The organism is Rhodobacteraceae bacterium Araon29, assembly GCA_039640505.1.
Lineage (GTDB): Bacteria > Pseudomonadota > Alphaproteobacteria > Rhodobacterales > Rhodobacteraceae > CABZJG01.
Window position 1 is genome coordinate 428,203 of record CP046865.1, and the last position, 20,218, is coordinate 448,420.

Below are 20,218 nucleotides of genomic sequence, written 5' to 3' on the forward strand. Positions count from 1 at the left end.
GCGGGGACTTCAAAAGGTCCTTAGGCCACAGTTTGCCACAGGCTGCCCGCCATAAAAGCCCCAATAATTCCATAGCCAAAATAGGCCGCAAATACTCTTGGCTTGACCAAAGCCCAGACCGCAATGGCCGCCGGTATACAGCTTACACCGCCGGCAATAACAAAGCTCATTGCGGCGCCTTGGCTCATCCCCTGGCTTAAAAGCGCATCTACAAGTGGCACGGCTGCATAGCCATTTAGATAGGCCGGCGCACCGACCAAAGCGCCCAAAGCAATGGGGCCAAAACCATCGCCGCCCAAGGCCCCTGCAATCCATTCTGCCGGAAGATATCGGATCATCAGGGCTTCAATCACGTAAGCAAGGCTAAGCCATTTGAACAAAAAGGCAGCATTTTCAATCCCTGTTTTGCGGAAAACCGCGCGCCTTTCAGGCGTTTTCCAAAACTTCCAAACAGGCTTATCCTGAAACGGTGCAGTGACCTCGCAGCAGCTACCAACTTTGGGCTGCTCTCGCAAAGGGTTTGAAAAGACGGCACTTTTCGCAAAAACCATTGTAAGCGTTCCGCCAAAAAGCCCCAGCCCGACGGCAGCAACTGTCTTGGCAACAGCGAAATTCCAGCCAAGCGTTCCGCCGGTGATCAAAAACATCGCCGGGTCCATCAGCGGCGAGGCAAGCCAAAATGCCATCACCGCGCTGAGCGGCGCGCCAACGGCCAACAGCGCGGCAATAAACGGGATCACCTCGCAGGAGCAAAATGGCGATAGGCCGCCCAGCAGGGCAGCAAGACCGATCATTCTAACTTGGCGCCCTTCGAAAGCCCGCGCCAGCAGATTTTCGGCGCCGCTTGCTTTAAGATAGGCCACTGCGAGAACTGCAAAAATAATAAACGGCGCGGTGTGCGCGAGCGCGCGCAATGCAAACCTTACTGTTGGAGCCAGTTGAGAGCTATCCAGCACTAAGAGCGTAAGCAGCAGTAAGCCCAATGCCGCGACCGCCTTGTCGATCTTGACGGGGAACTTATAGCTGGTTTTTTCCTCAGACATCAGAGCGCCCCTGGCAGGAGCTATCACTATCTGCGCAGCATTCCAGCATGAGAAAATCACTGAGTGATTTAATTTGATCATAAGCCACAGCGGCGCAAATTATTGATCTTCCTCGTTTATCTTGTGTTACCAAGTTTGCTTGAGCAAGAATTTTGACATGATGGGTTAAGGTTGATCCGGTCACTCCAGACCTTTCGCCTAACTCTCCAATGCTAAGGCCTTCCGGCCCCGCCCGTACCAGAACTTTGAGAACGGCAAGCCGCTGTTCTGATCCTAATGCCGCAAAAGACGAAGCAGCCACTTCAATTGGAAGTTTATTTTGATTGAATATTTTCATAATTCTAGTATTATAGAAATGAAAGGCCGTGTCAAGATATTTCTAGAATATTCGAAATATATTTGTCGATGACCAAGAAGGACTTATATTGAGCCTATGACCGAATTCGCCAACAAGTTTATCTTTAGGGATTTGAAAGCCTGTACACTTTGTTCAGATCGGTTTGCCAATACCGCAACCGCGCATTCCCCAAGACCAGTGTTTCAAGGGGCAAGTTCAGCGCGCATTTTGCTTGCCGGACAAGCCCCCGGAATGCGGGTGCATGTAAGCGGCAAGCCATTCACAGATGCCTCTGGGGACCGTTTGCGCGATTGGATGGGCATTGAAGAAGTGGTGTTCTACGATCCTGAGCGCATTGCGATCATGCCAATGGCATTTTGCTTTCCAGGCTATGATGAAAAGGGCTCTGACTTGCCGCCTCCTCGCCTTTGCGCTGATGTTTGGAGACAGAAAATGTTGGCGCAGTTTCCAAATGTTTCTTTGGTAATAGCAATTGGAGGCTACGCCCAAAAATGGCATTTGCAAAAACGGCAAACTGTTTCCGAAGTGATGCGCCAATGGCGCGATTACCTACCTGACGTTTTGCCCTTGCCCCACCCTTCTTGGCGCAATACTTCTTGGTTAAAGAAAAACCCTTGGTTTGAAGAAGAGTTGATACCAGTGCTACGGGAAAAAGTTCGAGCTTATTTGTAATGGATCCAAAGACACCTATAGATCGGGCCTATGCGGAAATGCAGGCTGCTCCAGACGACGACGCAAAAAGGCTTCGGTTCTTTGAGCGTGTGGCGGATTCCGAATTATTTCTATTGCTTAGCAAAGAGCCTGAGGGAAATGATATCTTGCCTGAAGTATTTGCGCCTGAAGGAGGCGAGGTTGTTCTTGCTTTTGATACAGAAGATCGTCTTGTAGATTTTACTGGAAAGCCCTCTCCCTATGTAGCTTTGTCTGGCCGCTCACTCGTACAAATGCTTTGCAAAAAAGAGTTGGGTTTGGGGTTGAATTTGGGTATTTCCTCCTCGGACATCCTATTGACAAACGAAGCTCTGAACTGGCTTGCATCCATCCTTGATCAGAGCCCGGATGAAATAAAAGCCAAGCCTGTTGCTTTCAACACCCCCAAAAATATACCTGAAATACTCCTTGCGGCATTAGATGCAAAGCTTGTCAGCGTTGTGGGTATGGTAGAGCAGGTCTGGTTGACAGGCGTCACCTATGACGATGGGCAGATGGGGCATATTTTGGGGTTTGTCGGGGCTAAGGAAGAAGCTGAGAAGGCTTTGGCTAAAGCAGCACACGAAGCTCTTACATTTTCGGGTCTAGAAGCCGGGACACTTGATGTGGGTTTTTTTGACCCCAACGAGCCAACAGTCGCTGCCATCGCTCGGTACGGCATTTCTTTTGAGCTTCCGCAAAAGCCCAAACAGGGCCTTAATCCACCTAAAGCGCCAGGTAGTGATCCTAATTTTCCACCCAAGCTAAAATAATCATTGCGCATTAGCACTTTCAGGTCACAATCCACGAAAGTGGAGATGATGATGTTTCAAGTAAACCCCAAACGATTTCTAAAATCCTTGCACCAACTGCGAGAATTTGGTTCTTCGGGAGTGGGCAAAGGGGTTGTGCGTCCGGCTTTTAGTCCCCAAGACATCGCCGCACGTGATTGGATTGCACAGCAAATGCAAAGCGCAGGCTTGGATGCGCGGTTTGATCCGGTTGGAAATCTTTTTGGTCTTGCGCCTGAAAAAAGCCTTTTGCTGGGATCCCATACAGATAGCCAGCCAGAAGGCGGCTGGCTGGATGGCGCTTTGGGGGTTATGGCCGCGCTTGAAATCGCTAGGGCGAGTAAAGAGCAGGGTGGACCGCCAGTTTCGGTGGTCAATTTTCAAGACGAAGAGGGGCGCTTTGGTGTGACAACTGGCAGCGCGGTTTGGAGCGGCCAGCTTTCTTTGGAAAGCGCTGACCAACTTGTTGACCGGACTGGCATAAGCTTTTCTGACGCGCGCAAAACACTTGGGGATCGTTGTGGTGACTTTATCGATCCGCGCCATTTCAATGGATTTGTAGAAATGCATATCGAGCAAGGCCCGAGTTTAGATCGGGCATGGCAAAAAATTGGCGTGGTTACAGATATTGTTGGAATTCGGGACCTAAACATAACCTTCTGCGGGGCTCAAAACCACGCAGGCACCACCCCAATGGACGTACGGCAAGATGCATTTCAGGCGCTAGCCAAATTTAACCAACTGCTCAACGACCGTTTTAGAAATATAGTCACCCCTCAAACTGTTTGGACCATTGGGCATGTTGCCTTGCATCCAAATGCTGCCTCAATCGTTCCTGGCAGTGTTATGTTTTCGATGCAATGGAGAGATGGTGATGCGCATCGTTTACAGCAAATGGAAAATGTTGTTCGTGACACTGCCAGCGAAATTGCAAGAGATCAAAAAATGGCACTGTCTTTTGGAACACTACGCGGACTTGATCCGGTTAAAATGGATGAAAAACTGCAGCAGGCATTAAAAGCAAGTGCAGGTGAAATAACTCCAAATGCATGGCGTAGTATGGTGTCTGGCGCTTTGCATGATGCGACAAATGTTGCCGAGCTTATGCCTACAGCAATGCTTTTTGTCCCTTCCATTAATGGGGTTAGCCATGACTTTTCTGAAGACACAGCAGAAGATGATCTGGTCACGGGTCTTAGGGTGTTAGCAAGGGCTGTTGATCAACGAACTTAAAATAATTTTTGCGTTGAAAGCTGCAAAGTGCGGCATCCATTCAAACGCTAACGCAAAATCAGTGCAAGGCCTATCTTTCCCAACGGACATCTCCAAGAAATATATATCCGGCACCATAGATTGTTTTGATAAGCTGTGGGTTTTTGGGATCTTCATTCAGCTTGGTGCGTAATCTGGAAATTCGAACATCCATTGCACGATCAAAACTTTCACCTGCGGCGCCGCCAAGAGTTTCTTGCATATGAGCACGACTTATCAATCGCTTTGGGCTTTCTAAAAATAAACGGAGTACTTCACCTTCTGCATGAGAAAATGGGGTTTCTTGTCCGCTATCATTTTCAAGCATATAACGATCAAAATGCGCAATCCAACCTTCAAACCGGGCGGTAGTGCTGGCGGTATTGGCTGATTTGTCTTTGCGCAGCCTTGCACGTATGCGGGCCACGACTTCACTGGGGTCAAAGGGTTTAATGATATAATCATCAGCTCCCAGTTCTAGGCCCGTCACCCGATCTTGGACCTGCGCACGACCTGAAATAATAATTACGATTGCACCCTGCTCTAATGCCAATTGGTGCACTAGTGTCAGCCCATCTCGGTCAGGAAGACCAAGATCAACAAGGCACACATCCGGTGTCGCTGTTCTTAATGATGCTTCAAATTCTGTAGCGCGAGCAAAGGCCATGGTTCTAAATCCCGCTTCGTTTAGCGCACTCGCAAGCATTGAGCGGATTGCGGGCTCATCATCCAAAATTGTCACCAGTGGTTCAGTCATAAAGCGTGCCCGTTTTGTAAAATAAGTTTCAAGGTGGTGGCATCAAAGGGTTTCGGCAAGACCGTTCCTAGGCGCAAGGCATCTTGATGCAAATTATCTAATGCAGGGAGAGAGGTCATAAAGATTATAGGCGGTGCAGAACTGCTAAGATTGGTGGCCAGATCAACGCCTGTTTCTTGTCCTTCTAACCGCAGGTCGCACAAAATGAGTGATATTTCTGGCAGGCCTTTTATCAGGCTTTGTGCTTCTATGGCTGAATTTGCCTCTACGACTGCATGGCCTAACTCTGTGAGCATTAATCTGACATTGTCACGTAGGGCTGGATTGTCTTCAACCAAAAGAATCAAACCGGGTTTAGTCAGTTCAATCACATCGCGTTGAGGCAACCGCAGGACAACGCGTGCACCTGCATAGTTATTGTTCAAAATAACCTCACCACCTGACAGTTTGGCCATATCATAAACCATCGATAACCCAAGGCCGGTGCCTTCTGTACCTTTGGTGGTGTAAAATGGGTTCATTGCATTTTTTAGCGCATCTTGTGAAAATCCAGGCCCAGTGTCTGTAACAGTAAACTCAATCCATGTGTTTTTAATCTCTTGAGAACTGAGAGTTATTTTACCGCTACCTGCCAGTGCATCCCGGGCGTTGAGAATTAGGTTAAGTAAAGAATCCTGCAACATTCCGTTGTCCAAAAGGTAATTTTCGCTCGGCATGTCATTTTTGATAACCAGTTCAATATTTTGTGGAAGCGCTGACCTTGCTAGACTTGTTAGACGCTCAAAAAGAGTTGGAATATGAGTATCTTCTGGATTCAACTTTCGAGTGTCGGTCATATCTGCAATTGTATTAAGTAACGCTCCTCCGCGCGCAGCAGCATCCTTTGTCGCATCAATTAAATATTGAGCGTCTGGGTGCAAATCTAGTGTATCAAGACGGCTTTGCGCACCCATTATGATGGTCAGCAAATTGGAAAAATCATGAGCTAAGCCATTTGTTAGTTGGGCTGCCATTTGGCGTTTGCTTGCTTGTTGAAGGGCTGATCTAGCCTGTGTTTCTTCGGTAACATCCATAGATAAAATGTAGACCCCAACAATTTTACTATTTTTTTCGTCTGGGGTTAATGCGGTCCGAATGCGCCGAGAGCTAAGATTGTCATTAAATTCGAAAACATTTGCTTCGCCCTGAAAAGCACGATTGAGTTTGCTCTTAAGTTGAGCATAGGCCTGTGCCCCAAGCGTTTCTGCAACGGTTCTTCCAATTATATCAGAGGGTCTTTCCGGCATCACAGAAGATAGCTTTCTGTTGGAATATGTATAGCGGCGGTCAAGATCTACATGCGCGATATGAGCTGGCATCATTTCAGTTGTTAGCCGCGTGCGTGCTTCGATCGCGGTTAATTCGCGCTTTGCTTGCTCAAGGGCTGCATTCGTGGCCTCTAGCTGACGGTTTTTTGTAGCCAGTTCTTCCGCATAGGATAATAATTGACCAGAGAGCTCTTCAGAATGGCCGCGCAGCATGTTTTCCTGACGTTTGATCCTGGTTATATCGGTGTAAACTGTGACCCACCCCCCTTGTGAAAGTGGTGCGCCCTCGACGCTGATGATCTGACCATTGGCCCTAACGCGTTCGACATAATGCGGCTCAAAAGCACGGGCTGTATCAATTTTTTCTTGAACAAATTTAGCTATGTCCCCGACATTGCCATATTCGCCATGCTCAACCAAATGTTGGATTGTATCTTTGAATTTGGCCCCCCGCGTTAAAAGATGCGAAGGTAAGTCAAACATCTCTCCAAACCGGCGATTGCAAACAACCAATTGAAGTTTGTCATCATAAATAGACATAGCTTGTTGAATCAAGTTCAAACCCGCTCTCGTCATTGCAGCTGTATTGCCGATGTCAGTGTCCATGCGTGACCTCCCCTTTATTGGCTAGCAAAGCAGACAGGTAACAGCTAGCAAAAGTAGCCTCTTGTAACAATTTGTAAGATTTCGGAAATCTTTCGGAAATCATTGGCAGTGACGCTTCCATTAAAATTATGTGCAAAATGCACAAATCAGGGAGGACAACATCGTTGTTAGAATCGTCTATGGGCGGTGATGGACTGCAGTCCATTCCAGCGCTTTTACGTCGCAATGCTAAAGCGATAGCGAATGCACCCGCCTATCGGGAAAAAGAGCTGGGGATTTGGCAAAGCTGGACGTGGTCTGAAGCGGAAAAGGAAATCACGGATCTTGCTCTTGGGTTTGCCGACCTAGGCGTTGGTCCGGGTGACTATATGGCAATTATAGGCCGGAATCGACCCTATCTATATTGGTCCATGATTGCTGCCCAAATGGTAGGCGCAACACCTGTTCCGCTGTATCAAGACGCGGTGGCCGAAGAAATGACTTATGTTCTATCGCATTGCGGCGCTCGCTTTGTAGTGGCCGGCGATCAAGAGCAAGTTGATAAAGTGTTGGAGATTCAGTCAGAGCTAGAAAGCTTTGAGCATATGATATACTTAGATTCGCGTGGTATGCGAAAGTATGATCATACCCGTCTTCATGCGTATGCCGATGTTCAAGCAAAGGGCCGCGCAGCAAGTGATCAGGCCAAAGCAAAGCTCGATAATGGCATTTCGGCACTGACCTACGATACAACCTGCGTCATGCTTTATACATCGGGTACGACCGGACGGCCCAAAGGCGTGGTTCTTTCGAATCGCAACATCATAGAAACAGCAAAATCCTCAAGTGAGTTTGATAAACTTGGTGCAAATGAAGAGGTGCTCGCCTATCTGCCAATGGCCTGGGTGGGTGATTTTATTTTCAGCATGGGCCAAGCTCCGTGGACTGGTTTTTGTGTGAACTGTCCCGAAAGCGCCCAAACCATGGCCACTGATTTGCGCGAAATTGGTCCGAGCTATTATTTTGCGCCTCCAAGGGTGTTTGAAAGCCAACTCACAACCGTCATGATACGGATGGAAGATGCTGGCCGCTTCAAAAAGGCATTATTCGACTACTTTATGGCGCATGCTGGTAAATTCGGATCAGCTATTTTGGATGGCAAGCAAGTGGGTATTTGGGATCGCATCAAATATTCCGTAGGCGAGATGCTCATATATGGTCCTTTGAAAAATACCTTGGGATTTTCAAACGTACGGGTCGGTTATACGGCAGGTGAAGCTATAGGTCCGGAAATTTTTGATTTCTATCGTTCGTTGGGCATCAATCTGAAACAGCTATATGGCCAAACTGAGGCAAGCGTTTTTATTACCCAACAGCCAGACGGAGAAGTCCAGAGTGATACAGTTGGGGTGCCGAGCCCCAGCGTAGAGGTTAAAATAGGTGATAATGGCGAGGTATATTATCGCAGTCCAGGTACATTTGTAGAGTACTACAAGAACCCGGAGAGCACTGCAGAAACCAAAGATCCCGAAGGATGGGTTGCCACAGGGGATGCGGGCTTTTTCGAGGAAAGTACTGGGCACCTTCGAATTATTGATAGGGCAAAAGATGTAGGCAAGTTGGCAGATGGTTCGATGTTTGCGCCTAAGTATGTGGAAAACAAACTAAAATTCTACCCCAGAATTCTGGAAGCTGTACTGTTTGGGGCAGGCAAAGATCGCTGCGTTGCGTTTATCAATATAGATTTAAATGCGGTGGGTAATTGGGCTGAACGCAACAACATTGCCTATTCAAGCTATCAAGAACTTGCGAGCCACCCAAAAGTTTTGACGGCCATAAAAACGCATGTCGAAGAAGTGAACCGATCTGTGGCGCAGGATACGATGTTATCTGGTTGTCAAATCCACAGGTTCTTAGTGCTGCACAAAGAACTGGATGCAGATGATGGCGAGCTTACGCGCACTCGAAAGGTACGACGTAAGATTATCGGCGAAAAATTCGAAGATCTGGTAACGGCGCTCTATGACGGATCAAAAAGCGTCTACACCGAAACTGAGGTGACATATGAAGATGGTGGAAAAGGAAAAATAACCGCAACGCTAGAGATATGCGATGTGCCCGTAGCAACCGGGTCAACGACCATGGCAGCGGAATAGAGGGTGAGCAGGTGAACGATACAGCGACAAATTATGTCACAGAAGACGGCCGCACCATAGGTGGTGTGATCATGGAGATGAAGAACATCACTCTTAGATTTGGTGGTGTTGTGGCCATCAAAGATGCGTCGTTTGACATACACGAAGGAGAGATTCGCGCCATTATTGGCCCGAATGGTGCCGGCAAATCGTCCATGTTAAATGTGATTAACGGTTTTTATCACCCTCAAGAGGGAGAGGTTTGGTTTCGTGGAGAAAAGCGCCCCTCGATGAAGCCCTATGAAATAGCTGAGCAAGGCATTGCCCGGACTTTTCAAAATATTGCATTATTCCATGGTATGACAACTATTGAAAACGTGATGACTGGCCGTCAGTTAATGATGAAGAAGAACTTCTTTTGGCAAATGCTTCGCGTTGGACCAGCTTTAGACGAAGAAGTGGAACATCGGCGCAAGTGTGAAGAAATAATTGATTTTCTAGAAATTCAGGCGATTAGAAAGACACCGGTTGGCAGCCTGCCTTATGGTTTGCAAAAGCGGGTAGAGTTGGCGCGTGCGCTGGCCATGGAGCCGAAGCTGCTTTTGCTTGATGAACCGATGGCAGGAATGAACGTGGAAGAAAAGGAAGATATGTCCCGTTTTATTCTGGATGTAAATGAACAATATGGCACAACCATTGCTCTGATTGAACACGATATGAGCGTCGTGATGGATCTTGCCGATCGTGTGGTAGTTTTAGACTACGGAAAAATGCTGGCGGATGGCACACCAGATGAGGTTCAGAAAAATCAGGCAGTTATCGATGCATATCTGGGGGTAGAGCACTAATGGGCGATATAATTTACGGCATTTTCGCCGATCCATTTGTTCAGATGTGGCAAATGCCTGACTTTTTGATGCAAGTCCTATGGGAAGGCTTTGTCGCAGGCATTCTTTATGCGCTTATCGCACTAGGCTTTGTTCTTATTTTTAAAGCGTCTGGGATATTCAACTTCGCTCAGGGCATTATGGTTGTGTTTTCTGGCTTGACCCTTGTTGGATTGCATGAACTCGGGGTGCCAGCATGGTTAGCCCTATTATTGACGCTCGCCACTATGTATGCGCTGGCTTACTCTGTTGAGCGTTTGATTTTGCGAAATCTTGTCAATCAACCCGACATTATTTTGTTTATGGCGACAATTGGGCTTACGAATATTCTCATAGGGATGGGGCAATGGATATTTGGTGGTGAAACCAAAACCATGATCACCAAGGAATTGTTTCTGCCCAGCGGATCGTCTGTGTGGGAGCCGGGCGGAGGTTTGGTAATTTTCCAACACATAGACATCGCTGCCGCAGTGATTGCCGCGGTTCTCATCATCGGGTTGGCACTTTTTTTCTCAAAAACAAAGGTTGGCCGTGCCTTAAGAGCTGTTGCCGATGACCATCAGGCCTCATTGTCCGTCGGAATTTCCCTTAATCATATTTGGGTAATTACATGGTTTGCTGCAGGTATAGTTGCCTTGGTGACTGGAATTATGTGGGGCGCGCGTTCAGATGTAAGTTTCTCACTGCAGATTATTGCTCTTAAAGCGCTACCAGTTCTTGTTCTTGGGGGTTCACATCTGTGCCCGGGGCCATTGTCGGAGGCTTAATCATCGGCATAGGCGAAAAAGTCTTTGAAATATACTGGGGCCCACTGTTTGGCTCGGGGGTCGAGGGCTGGTTCGCCTATGTGATTGCTCTTGTCTTCTTGCTGTACCGGCCACAAGGCCTGTTTGGCGAAAAAATTATCGAAAGGGTGTAGCCGATGTTTTACCGCGAAGCAGGCCAGTTCAAGGCAACCTATCAAGAAGATCTTCAAGCGTTTCCTATTCGTCAGGATAAAGTAGGCATAGGCATTTGGCTTGCCATCGCATATCTTTACATTCCGTTTTTCGGAATCCCGGGTTTGGAGTATGGGTTTGCACTGAACGCCATAATGATCCCGGTTTTAATTTTTACAATCACGACAATAGGATTGAATATCTTGGTCGGGTTTACGGGCCAAATCAGCCTCGGAACAGGTGCGTTTATGGGCGTTGGTGCGTATTCGTGTTATAAACTGACGACTTATTTCCCTGATGTTAACATAATACTACTCATTTTCTTAAGTGGGTTTGTGTCGGCAGCTGTTGGAGCACTTTTTGGTTTGCCAAGCCTCAGGATCAAGGGATTTTACCTTGTTGTAACAACACTTGCAGCACAGTTTTTTCTCGAGTGGTGTTTTATCCGTATTCCTTGGCTGTACAACTTTAACCCGTCTGGTGCGATTGAGGTACCTCAACGCGAATTGTTCGGTGTCGTCATCACGGGTGCTGCGGCGGAACCGGTTGCGCGGTATCTTGTGGTTTTGACGATCTTGATTGTGATGACAATCATTGCCGGAAATATCGTAAGAGGGCGAATAGGAAGAAGCTGGATGATGATACGCGATATGGACATCGCAGCTGAATTGATTGGGGTGCGGCCTTTGCGTGCAAAGCTCTCCGCATTTGCTGTTTCATCTTTCTTTTGTGGCGTTTCAGGCGCTTTGATGATTTTCTTGTGGCTTGGAGCAGCTGAGGTTGAAAGCTTCGATGTGAACCATTCATTTCTGTATCTATTCATGGTGATTTTGGGGGGATTGGGCTCTATAACTGGTTCCTATATGGGGGCTGCCTTTATCTGGACTTTCCCGCTGATCTGTAAAGAGATTGGACGGGAAATGTTCGGTATTAACGCTGCCGTTATGGAGAACTTCTCGCTTGTTGCAATAGGTGTAATGATTGTCTTCATTCTGATTAAGGAACCACATGGGCTCGCTCGGTTCTGGCAGCTTGTAAAGCAGAAGCTTAGGATCTGGCCTTTTCCACATTAGGTCCGCAAAATCGTTGTGTAATTGGAACCGCACCAACGATTTAAGTCTTGGTTCCGCTTAAAGGAATAGCGGAATGCTATTCGTAAATAGGGAGAATATAAGATGATGAAAAAGCTTTTAAACAGTGCGGTGATCGCTGCTGTTGTAGCTGGTGCCTCGTTTAGCGTGGCACAGGCAGAAGATACACTGTATGTACCGTCACTTTCGTATAGAACAGGACCATTTGCAGCAGGTGGTGTACCAATTGGGAACGGTTTTGCAGATTACATGGCAATGCTGAACGCTCGGGATGGCGGTATTGGCGGTGTTAAAGTAGAGGTTGAGGAGTGCGAGACTGCATATAATGCGCAAAAGGGCGTAGAATGTTACGAAGCTACCAAAGGCAAAGGCGCCTTGGTATACAACCCTTACTCCACCGGCATTACCTTGCAGTTGATCCCCAAAGCACCCGTTGATGAAATTCCTGTGCTTTCCATGGGCTATGGATTGTCTGCCGTGGCACAAGGTGAAACATTTCCTTGGACATTTAATTATCCGACTTCTTACTGGTCCCAAATGTCATCAATTCTGAAATATATCGACGGTCGGGGCGGCCTCGCTGGAAAGAAAATCGGTTTCATTTATCTAGATGGTGGATATGGACGCGAGCCTATTCCTCTACTTGAACAACTCGCACCCGAGCTGGGTTTTGAGGTTGCTATGTTCCCAGTTGCCTTTAAAGACTCTCAAAACCAATCTGCACAGTGGTTGAATGTCCGTAAAGAACGCCCGGATTGGATGATCATGTGGGGTTGGGGCGCTATGAACGCAACAGCGGTCAAAGAAGCGGCGAAAATCCGGTTCCCAATGGACCACTTTATAGGAAACTGGTGGGCTTCAGCTCATGCTGACCTTGTTCCAGTTGGTGAAGTAGGAAAAGGTTACATTGGATCCAACTTTTCTGGCATCGGCACTGATTTTCCTGCCTTGCAAGACATAATCAAATACGTTGTTGAGCCAGGAAATTCTCTGGCGGATCCTTCAACGGTTGGTAACGTTCTTTACAATCGTGGACTTTACAATGCGGTTATCGTGGCGGAAGCGATTGCCACAGCCCAGAAAATGACAGGAAAGACTGTCATTACAGGTGCTGACATGCGCGATGGACTAGAAAACTTCGTACTCGATCAGGCTCGCATGGCAGAACTTGGCCTACCCGGATTTGCAGGTGACCTGAAGGGTGACTGTAAGGACCACGAAGGTGGCGGTTCTGTGTTCATGCAGCAGTGGGATGGTTCAGATTGGGTTAAAATAACGGACCCAATCGCGCCAATGGCTGACATCGTTAAGCCTTTGCTGGTAGATGCAGCAGCCAAATATGTTGCTGACAAGCCCGAATGGCAAACCCAAACTTGTAACTAATCAAGTCACTTATCCGGCGCGGATTTGCTCCGCGCCGGGTTATGAACAGCTGGATATAAAACGTTATGCTAGATACCGCCAAATCCCAAGAGACGTTGCTTGAAGTCAACAACGTAGAAGTGATTTACAACCACGTTATTTTGGTGCTTAAAGGTGTGAGCCTGCAAGTTCCAAAAGGCGGCATTACAGCCCTGCTTGGTGGCAATGGCGCCGGAAAATCCACTACATTAAAATCTATTTCAAACCTTCTGCTTTCAGAGCGGGGAGAGGTCACAAAAGGCTCGGTGATTTACCGCGATCAACCTGTTTATGGGCTTTCACCAGCTGAACTGGTCCGCCGAGGGGTGATCCAAGTAATGGAAGGCCGGCACTGTTTTGGCCACCTGACAGTTGAAGAAAATCTTTTAACCGGAGCTTATACGCGAAAAGCGAGCCGCGCAGAAATCAACCAGAATTTGGAGTTGGTTTACAGTTATTTTCCACGTCTGAAAGAGCGCCGCAAAGCACTGGCGGGCTATACATCGGGTGGTGAACAGCAAATGGTCGCCATCGGTCGGGCCCTGATGTCAAAGCCTGAAACAGTTCTTTTGGATGAGCCGTCAATGGGGCTCGCACCGCAGCTCGTAGAAGAAATTTTTCAAATTGTACGGGATTTGAATGAAAAAGAGGGCGTTACATTCTTACTGGCAGAGCAAAATACCAATGTTGCCCTTCGCTATGCGCATTATGGTTATATACTAGAATCTGGCCGGGTGGTCATGGACGGACCGGCAGCGGATTTGCGGGAAAACCCGGATGTGAAGGAGTTCTATCTTGGGGTCTCAGATGAAGGCCGCAAGTCTTTTAGAAATGTACGCAGCTACCGTAGACGCAAACGCTGGCTAAACTAGTCACGCCCTATAGAGGTGAAATCTATAATAAAAGTAGCGGGCTAGAGCGTATGTTTCAGTTAAGTATTTGCTGCAAAGAAAAATTTAAAAATATTGGCTGATTGGAAAGAAAGAGCGAGTAGACGATGTTTTTTGATGACTTGGAAACCCGCAATAATGATAAGCGGATCGCTGATATCGCAGAGCAACTGCCCAAGCAAATTGTCCGGGCAGAAGCACTTTCTGGATATAATGAGGCGTTTCAAGAAGTTGACGCCTCAGCCGTAAAAACACTTTCAGATTTGGCTTTGCTTCCCGTGCTGCGCAAATCTGTTCTGACCAAAGCCCAAACAGTGGGAAATGTTTTGGGGGGATTTAACGCCCGGAAAATTTCTGATTTTGCGCATATTTTTCAATCTCCAGGTCCAATCTATGAACCGGGCGGCATCGACAAAGACTGGTGGCGTATGGGGCGTGTCTTGCATGCGCTGGGTATCGGCAAAGGTGACATCGTGCAAAACTGTTTTGGCTATCACTTAACGCCTGCTGGCTTGATCTTTGAAAGTGGTGCGCGCGCAGTGGGGGCGGCGGTGGTGCCGGCGGGGGTTGGGCAGACCGAATTACAAGTGCGTGCGGCGGCTGATATCAGTTGCACCGCCTATGCAGGAACGCCCGATTATCTTAAGGTGATCCTTGATAAGGCCGATCAAATGGGCGAGCGCTTGACGATCACCAAGGCGGCCGTGGGCGGCGGTGCGCTGTTCCCTTCACTAAGGGCTGAATATGCCGATCGCGGGATCACTTGCCTGCAAAGTTATGCCACGGCCGATCTGGGCAATATCGCTTATGAAAGCCCCGCGATGGAGGGCATGATTGTCGACGAAGGCGTGCTGGTTGAGATCGTCACCCCGGGCACGGGAAATCCGGTCCCTGAGGGAGAAGTGGGCGAGGTTGTGGTCACGACGCTTAATCCCGACTATCCGTTAATTCGCTTTGCAACCGGGGACTTAAGTGCTGTTCTGCCGGGCCAAAGCCCCTGCGGGCGCACCAATATGCGGATCAAAGGCTGGATGGGCCGCGCCGATCAAACCACCAAAATCAAAGGCATGTTTGTGCGCCCTGAACAGGTGGCGGCGCTGGTCGAGGCGCATCCCGAAGTCGAGCGCGCACGGGTCATTGCGCGCCGCGAAGGTGAAATGGATGCCATGACCGTGCAGATCGAAACTGAGGCCACAGAAGCGGCACATTATGAAACAACCGTAGCCTCAACGCTCAAACTAAAGGGCCAGATTGAGCTTATTCGCCCCGGCGGATTGCCCCGCGACGGTCTGGTGATCGAAGATCAACGCAGCTACGATTAAGGCCGAAAATGGCATGTCGGTATTGCGTCGGTATCGCATCATTATCGCGGTGGTGGGAAATCACCGGTCTTTAGCGCCAAAACCGCTCGTTTTTATGCCGCTGCTGCGCATCCTAAACTACAGCTTTGATTTACGTTCGCTGTATCGCTCTGTCAGATAACTACGGTTTCCACGGGTCAGCAGTGTGAATTTCATCAACTCTTCCATGACATCAACAATCCGGTCGTAGCGCGGGCTTGGCTTCATACGGCCGGACCGGTCAAATTCTTTATAGACCGCCGGCACAGAGGATTGGTTTGGGATTGTTAAAAGCCGCATCCAGCGCCCTAAAATACGCAGCTGATTGACCGTGTTGAAACTTTGCGATCCGCCGCAGACCTGCATCACAGCCAAGGTTTTGCCTTGGGTCGGGCGCACCGCCCCCAGCGATAAGGGGATCCAGTCGATCTGGCTTTTCATCAGGCCTGTCATTGCGCCGTGCCGTTCGGGCGAGCACCAGACCATGCCATCGCAGTGTATGACCTGCTCGCGCAGCTCAAGCACTTTGGGGTGCGCATCGCCATCTTTGGTGCCCACCAGTGGCAGGCCGGTGGGATCAAACATAACTGTCTCGGCCCCAAGGCTGCGCAAAATCCGGGCTGCTTCTTCGGTGACTTTGCGGCTATATGATTCATCCCTGAGCGATCCATAAAGCAAAAGAATACGCACAGGGTAGGCCCCTGCATCGACATTGAAAAGCCGGTCATGATTGATGTCCCTAAAAGCATCCAAGCAGATGTTTGGGTTGGCAATTTGTGGGTTCGCATTGCGGCCGGGGGGGTCGATTTTGGTTACGCCCTTCGTGGAAAAATTGAAAATCAATAAAGCTATAAATTTCTAATGTAATAGCCTGATTGAAATAGGGTAGATCGTCAAGCGGCAAAGCCACCGACCTTATATCCTATCTAACCCCAGCGTGGGATGATCTTTCATCAATGGCAATGCCACTTTCGCGCTTATTTCCCGGTGGGTGAGCCAGCGCCATCCGGTTGGTTCTTGATGGCGGCCCAAGCGGACCGTGGTGCGCCGGATCAAGTTTAACTTCTCAATATGGCTTAGATCTGTTGGTGTTGCTTGTGAGCCAAGCACCTCGATGATATGTGGCGGCTTTCGACGCTGTGCAAAGGCTTGGATCACCGCTTGGGAAAAGCTTTGCGCAGGCGAATGAACCCAAAGGATGCAGCTCTGCATATTCGGCCAAAGTGCCAGATTTTGCAAAAACCCGTTGGCTGAGGGGACAGAGTGATAATCGAGTTCTACCCGCTGAACCGCGTTGGAAAATGTTAAAAGTTGCGAGTGATGCGACACAAAACGGGCGGCGATAACCAGCTCTTTGGGCGGCAGGGCCTGACATAAAGGTGCAAGCATGCCTGTGCCACCAACCACAAGGAACCGCCGCTGCGATGCGTTATTGGTCATAATAAAGCCCGCTCAATTGATCGAGAGAACGGCTTGGATGATTACGGGGTGACATGGTTAAAATATATTTCTGTTCACCAAAATGGGTGGTTTGTAAGGATTCCATAAGTAGTATCGCTTTGAATTAGAGACACGCTAACTGCCTAGCTCAGCCAAAGCAAGCTCAGCAGAGCAGCGGATGAAAGGCGGCTTAGCGCGAGTTTCTAACGCGGTTTTATACCAAAGCCAGATCGGTTCTTATCGTTTATACCGCTGCGGATCATAGGGGCGTATATCCATATTCGGAGATCGCTGATCGATAATATCCGCGATTAGGCGGCCGGTTTTGGGCCCGGCTGTCAGGCCAATGTGCTGATGACCGAAAGCGGTGAAAATGCCGCTTTTCCCAAGTTCGCCAATCAGTGGCAGGCTGTCGGGGGTCGAGGGGCGAAACCCCATCCATTCTTCGGTGGACCCATAGCGCAACTGCGGGAAAGCTTCGGCAACACGGCGCCGCAGCAGCTTGATCGGCGCTTTGCTTGGGCCAAGCTCAATACCGCCTAATTCCACCGTCCCAGCGCAGCGCAGCCCATCGCTCATCGGGGTGACACCGAACTTTCCAGTGGTCATCATCATTGGGTTGCGCGGTATTTGAGAGGGATTTTTATAGATCACATGATAGCCGCGCTCGGCCTCAAGCGGCACATTAAGCCCTAACTTGCCCATCAAAGCGCGCGACCAGATACCGGCGGTGACCACGATCTTTTCACATTCAAACCGTCCCTGATCGGTGAGCACAGCTTGGGTTTTATCGCCGCTGCGCTCAAAATCCTGTACCTTTGTTTGGAGGAACTTCCCCCCCATATCGGCAAATACTGCTGCCAGTTCGGTGATATAGCCAAGCGGATTTAGGATATGGCCTTGACCTTTGAGCACCGCCAGGCAGCTGATTGCCGGTCCTAAGATCGGTTCACGCTCTCGCACGGCAGCGCCTGTAATTACCTCGGGGATAATCCCAGCGGCTTTTTTCATCGCCCAGCTATAGGCATCACCCTCAAAGGCCGAGTGATTTCGATAGGCGTAACTAAAGGCGCTGTCGGCAATCCAGTTTTCGGCAGATGTGCCTTTGGCCATAGCTTTGTGTTGATCCACCGCATCACTGATAAGCGGGATTAGGGCTTCGGTGATTGCGCGGGATTTATCGGCTGCAGCATGCGGCAGAAATTGGGCCAGCCATGGTGCCAGTTTGGGCAGATAGCGCCATTTGACAAAAAGCGGGCTCATCGGGTCGATCAGATAGCGCGGGATATGCCGCCAAAGTCCGGGCTCGGTCACCGGCACAATCGCCCATTGCGCCAACAGGCCCGCATTGCCAAAAGACGCCCCTGTGCCCGGTGCGTTTTGATCAATGAGCATCACCTCATGACCAGAGCGGCGCAGCCAGAGCGCGGTCGAAACCCCGCAGATACCGGCCCCGATAACAATGATTGGTTTTGCCATCTTACAACATCCTGAATTTATCCAAGATAGATCAGGTTTTGCCATCTTGGTAAATTGGTTTTTCACTGCCTTTCAGAAGCTGGTATAGGCCTCAGCCGGCCATCCGAGTACAGGCTCTGACTGGACAAATCGGTATCTATGTGAAAGAGCATGCGGCAATAGGAGAGCTTTATGACCATCACTCGTTTTGCCCCATCGCCGACCGGCTATTTGCATGTGGGAAATATGCGTCCGGCATTGATGAATTATCTGATCACCCGCAAAGTGGGCGGTACGTTTATCCTGCGCATTGATGATACAGACCCCGAGCGGTCGAAAGACGAATATGTCCATGCGATTAAAGAGGATTTGACATGGCTTGGTCTGCAATGGGACCGGATTGAGCGCCAATCTGAGCGGCTTGCACAATATGACGCTGCTGCCGACAAGCTGCGCGAGATGGGACTTTTATACGAATGTTTTGAAACCCCGACCGAGCTTGACCTAAAGCGCAAAAAACAGCTCAACATGGGCAAGCCGCCGGTTTATGACCGCGCGGCGCTTAAGTTGAGCGATGCGGAAAAAGACGCGCTGCGGGCCGAACGCGGCCAAGGCCATTGGCGGTTCAAGCTTGACCCCACGCGGATTGAATGGGCCGATGGCATATTGGGCGATATTTCAATTGATGCGTCGAGTGTTTCCGATCCGGTGCTGATCCGCGGTGATGGCCAATATCTTTATACACTGGCCTCAGTGGTGGATGATGTGGAAATGGGCATCACCAATGTGGTGCGCGGATCGGACCATGTGACCAACACAGCTACCCAAATTCAGATGATCCGCGCTTTGGGCGGAGCAGTGCCGCAGTTTGCCCACCATTCGTTGCTGACAGGACCGCAGGGCGAAGCGCTGTCAAAGCGGCTTGGCACTTTGGCGCTGCGCGACATGCGCGCGCGCGGCATTGCACCGGAAGCTTTGGCCAGTTTGATGGCACGGCTTGGATCAAGCCAGCCGGTTGAATTGCGCGATGATCTTGGGGAATTGGCCGCGGGCTTTGAGCTGTCGCAGTTCGGCTCGGCGCCGACAAAATTCGATGTAGAAGACCTAATGCCTCTCACCGCGCGGCATTTGCAAAACCTGCCGCTTGAGGCGGTGGCCAATGCGGTTGCAGCAGCAGGTGTGCCGGATGCGCTGGCAGAAAACTTCTGGAAGGTCACACGCGATAATATTAGCACGCTGAATGATCTGGCCGCTTGGTGGGAGCTCTTTTCACAGGGCGCAGAGCCGGTGGTGGCCGGCGAAGACCGCGATTTTGTGGATCAAGCGCTTGCGCTATTGCCTGATGGCCCGTTTGATGATGGCACATGGTCTGCTTGGACCGCCGAAGTGAAAGCCGCCAGTGGACGTAAGGGAAAATCGCTGTTCATGCCGCTTCGCCTTGCATTGACAGGTCAGGCGCACGGGCCTGATATGGCGTCGGTGATGCCTTTGTTGCAGGTGATCAAAGCCAAAAATGGCTAATCACCCTTTGAGCCAACATTTTCTTCAAAGGCCTTGTCGAAGGCCGCCTCTTGCGTGGGCTTTGCCTCGGTCTGATATTTGGTTTTCCACTCGTCCATGGTCATGCCGTAAAATGCCTCACGCGCAGCCTCTTTCGACATCTCGATGCCTTTGTCTGCTGCCGCTTCCTGATACCAGCGCGACAGGCAATTGCGGCAAAATCCGGCTAGGTTCATCAGGTCGATATTTTGCACGTCCGTGCGTTTTTCCATCAAATGGCTGCGCAGCGCGCGAAACGCGGCGGCTTCAAGTTCAAGTTGGGTTTGCCTATCCATCTGCGTCTCCTGTTGACATGA

The 20,218-nt window shown here is 49.5% G+C and carries 18 protein-coding genes and 1 pseudogene; 11 read left to right on the forward strand and 8 right to left on the reverse strand.

Annotation, left to right across the window (positions count from 1 at the left end):
* Positions 1-20 precede the first annotated feature (20 nt).
* Entirely contained in the window at positions 21-1,043 is a 1,023-nt protein-coding gene (locus tag GN278_01885) for a permease (protein ID XAT59682.1), read from the reverse strand.
* Positions 1,036-1,380, reverse strand: a complete 345-nt coding sequence (locus GN278_01890; GenBank protein ID XAT59683.1) for a metalloregulator ArsR/SmtB family transcription factor — start codon at positions 1,378-1,380, stop codon at positions 1,036-1,038. The genes GN278_01885 and GN278_01890 overlap by 8 nt, the downstream gene beginning before the upstream one ends.
* A 96-nt stretch (positions 1,381-1,476) precedes the next feature.
* On the opposite strand from GN278_01890, the gene GN278_01895 reads away from it, so the two are divergent.
* Genes GN278_01895 through GN278_01905 form a run of 3 tightly spaced genes read left to right on the forward strand, consistent with a single transcriptional unit; the run spans position 1,477 to position 4,115 of the window.
* Positions 1,477-2,073: a uracil-DNA glycosylase family protein gene (locus GN278_01895; protein XAT59684.1), complete on the forward strand. Its 597-nt coding sequence runs from the start codon at positions 1,477-1,479 to the stop codon at positions 2,071-2,073.
* Entirely contained in the window at positions 2,073-2,864 is a 792-nt protein-coding gene (locus GN278_01900) for an SseB family protein (protein XAT59685.1), read from the forward strand. The genes GN278_01895 and GN278_01900 overlap by 1 nt, the downstream gene beginning before the upstream one ends.
* Positions 2,865-2,915: 51 nt before the next feature.
* Positions 2,916-4,115: a hydantoinase/carbamoylase family amidase gene (locus GN278_01905; protein XAT59686.1), complete on the forward strand. Its 1,200-nt coding sequence runs from the start codon at positions 2,916-2,918 to the stop codon at positions 4,113-4,115.
* Between the two features lie 70 nt (positions 4,116-4,185).
* Here GN278_01905 and GN278_01910 read toward each other — a convergent pair whose 3' ends face one another.
* Positions 4,186-4,890: a response regulator gene (locus GN278_01910; GenBank protein XAT59687.1), complete on the reverse strand. Its 705-nt coding sequence runs from the start codon at positions 4,888-4,890 to the stop codon at positions 4,186-4,188.
* Positions 4,887-6,773: a response regulator gene (locus GN278_01915; GenBank protein XAT62496.1), complete on the reverse strand. Its 1,887-nt coding sequence runs from the start codon at positions 6,771-6,773 to the stop codon at positions 4,887-4,889. The genes GN278_01910 and GN278_01915 overlap by 4 nt, the downstream gene beginning before the upstream one ends.
* Positions 6,774-6,982: 209 nt before the next feature.
* On the opposite strand from GN278_01915, the gene GN278_01920 reads away from it, so the two are divergent.
* From GN278_01920 to GN278_01950, 7 genes and pseudogenes are all read left to right on the forward strand, one after another.
* The gene (locus GN278_01920) at positions 6,983-8,938 is read left to right on the forward strand and encodes an AMP-binding protein (protein ID XAT62497.1); all 1,956 of its coding nucleotides are present in this window, start codon (positions 6,983-6,985) and stop codon (positions 8,936-8,938) included.
* Between the two features lie 11 nt (positions 8,939-8,949).
* Positions 8,950-9,765, forward strand: coding sequence for an ATP-binding cassette domain-containing protein (locus GN278_01925; protein ID XAT59688.1), 816 nt, complete (start codon positions 8,950-8,952; stop codon positions 9,763-9,765).
* A 44-nt stretch (positions 9,766-9,809) separates the two neighbouring features.
* Positions 9,810-10,723, forward strand: a pseudogene (locus tag GN278_01930) (branched-chain amino acid ABC transporter permease).
* 3 nt (positions 10,724-10,726) lie between these two features.
* Entirely contained in the window at positions 10,727-11,815 is a 1,089-nt protein-coding gene (locus GN278_01935; protein ID XAT59689.1) for a branched-chain amino acid ABC transporter permease, read from the forward strand.
* 102 nt (positions 11,816-11,917) lie between these two features.
* Entirely contained in the window at positions 11,918-13,216 is a 1,299-nt protein-coding gene (locus GN278_01940) for an ABC transporter substrate-binding protein (protein XAT59690.1), read from the forward strand.
* Positions 13,217-13,281: 65 nt separating this feature from the next.
* A complete protein-coding gene (locus GN278_01945) occupies positions 13,282-14,106 on the forward strand; it encodes an ATP-binding cassette domain-containing protein (protein XAT59691.1) in 825 nt (274 codons plus the stop codon).
* A 125-nt stretch (positions 14,107-14,231) separates the two neighbouring features.
* Positions 14,232-15,446, forward strand: a complete 1,215-nt coding sequence (locus GN278_01950) for an AMP-binding protein (GenBank protein ID XAT59692.1) — start codon at positions 14,232-14,234, stop codon at positions 15,444-15,446.
* 117 nt (positions 15,447-15,563) lie between these two features.
* On the opposite strand, the gene arsH is transcribed toward GN278_01950, so the two are convergent.
* From arsH to GN278_01965, 3 genes are all read right to left on the reverse strand, one after another.
* Positions 15,564-16,223, reverse strand: a complete 660-nt coding sequence (gene arsH / locus GN278_01955; protein ID XAT62498.1) for an arsenical resistance protein ArsH — start codon at positions 16,221-16,223, stop codon at positions 15,564-15,566.
* Between the two features lie 156 nt (positions 16,224-16,379).
* The gene (locus GN278_01960) at positions 16,380-16,904 is read right to left on the reverse strand and encodes a short-chain dehydrogenase (protein ID XAT59693.1); all 525 of its coding nucleotides are present in this window, start codon (positions 16,902-16,904) and stop codon (positions 16,380-16,382) included.
* 237 nt (positions 16,905-17,141) lie between these two features.
* Positions 17,142-18,383, reverse strand: a complete 1,242-nt coding sequence (locus GN278_01965) for an FAD-dependent oxidoreductase (protein XAT59694.1) — start codon at positions 18,381-18,383, stop codon at positions 17,142-17,144.
* 171 nt (positions 18,384-18,554) lie between these two features.
* Between GN278_01965 and GN278_01970 the strand changes: the two genes are divergently transcribed.
* The gene (locus tag GN278_01970) at positions 18,555-19,883 is read left to right on the forward strand and encodes a glutamate--tRNA ligase (GenBank protein ID XAT59695.1); all 1,329 of its coding nucleotides are present in this window, start codon (positions 18,555-18,557) and stop codon (positions 19,881-19,883) included.
* Here the strand turns inward: GN278_01970 and GN278_01975 are convergent.
* On the reverse strand, positions 19,880-20,197 hold the full coding sequence (locus GN278_01975) for a DUF1244 domain-containing protein (GenBank protein ID XAT59696.1): 318 nt from the start codon (positions 20,195-20,197) through the stop codon (positions 19,880-19,882). The genes GN278_01970 and GN278_01975 overlap by 4 nt on opposite strands.
* Positions 20,198-20,218 lie beyond the last annotated feature (21 nt).

Coding starts and splice junctions, on each gene's coding strand:
- GN278_01965 (XAT59694.1), bottom strand. CDS start 18,383: ATGGCAAAACCAATCATTGTTATCGGGGCCGGTATCTGCGGGGTTTCG.
- GN278_01920 (XAT62497.1), top strand. CDS start 6,983: ATGGGCGGTGATGGACTGCAGTCCATTCCAGCGCTTTTACGTCGCAAT.
- GN278_01895 (XAT59684.1), top strand. CDS start 1,477: ATGACCGAATTCGCCAACAAGTTTATCTTTAGGGATTTGAAAGCCTGT.
- GN278_01975 (XAT59696.1), bottom strand. CDS start 20,197: ATGGATAGGCAAACCCAACTTGAACTTGAAGCCGCCGCGTTTCGCGCG.
- GN278_01950 (XAT59692.1), top strand. CDS start 14,232: ATGTTTTTTGATGACTTGGAAACCCGCAATAATGATAAGCGGATCGCT.
- GN278_01940 (XAT59690.1), top strand. CDS start 11,918: ATGATGAAAAAGCTTTTAAACAGTGCGGTGATCGCTGCTGTTGTAGCT.
- GN278_01960 (XAT59693.1), bottom strand. CDS start 16,904: ATGACCAATAACGCATCGCAGCGGCGGTTCCTTGTGGTTGGTGGCACA.
- GN278_01970 (XAT59695.1), top strand. CDS start 18,555: ATGACCATCACTCGTTTTGCCCCATCGCCGACCGGCTATTTGCATGTG.
- GN278_01945 (XAT59691.1), top strand. CDS start 13,282: ATGCTAGATACCGCCAAATCCCAAGAGACGTTGCTTGAAGTCAACAAC.
- GN278_01915 (XAT62496.1), bottom strand. CDS start 6,773: ATGACGAGAGCGGGTTTGAACTTGATTCAACAAGCTATGTCTATTTAT.
- GN278_01890 (XAT59683.1), bottom strand. CDS start 1,380: ATGAAAATATTCAATCAAAATAAACTTCCAATTGAAGTGGCTGCTTCG.
- GN278_01935 (XAT59689.1), top strand. CDS start 10,727: ATGTTTTACCGCGAAGCAGGCCAGTTCAAGGCAACCTATCAAGAAGAT.
- GN278_01885 (XAT59682.1), bottom strand. CDS start 1,043: ATGTCTGAGGAAAAAACCAGCTATAAGTTCCCCGTCAAGATCGACAAG.
- GN278_01900 (XAT59685.1), top strand. CDS start 2,073: ATGGATCCAAAGACACCTATAGATCGGGCCTATGCGGAAATGCAGGCT.
- GN278_01910 (XAT59687.1), bottom strand. CDS start 4,890: ATGACTGAACCACTGGTGACAATTTTGGATGATGAGCCCGCAATCCGC.
- GN278_01905 (XAT59686.1), top strand. CDS start 2,916: ATGTTTCAAGTAAACCCCAAACGATTTCTAAAATCCTTGCACCAACTG.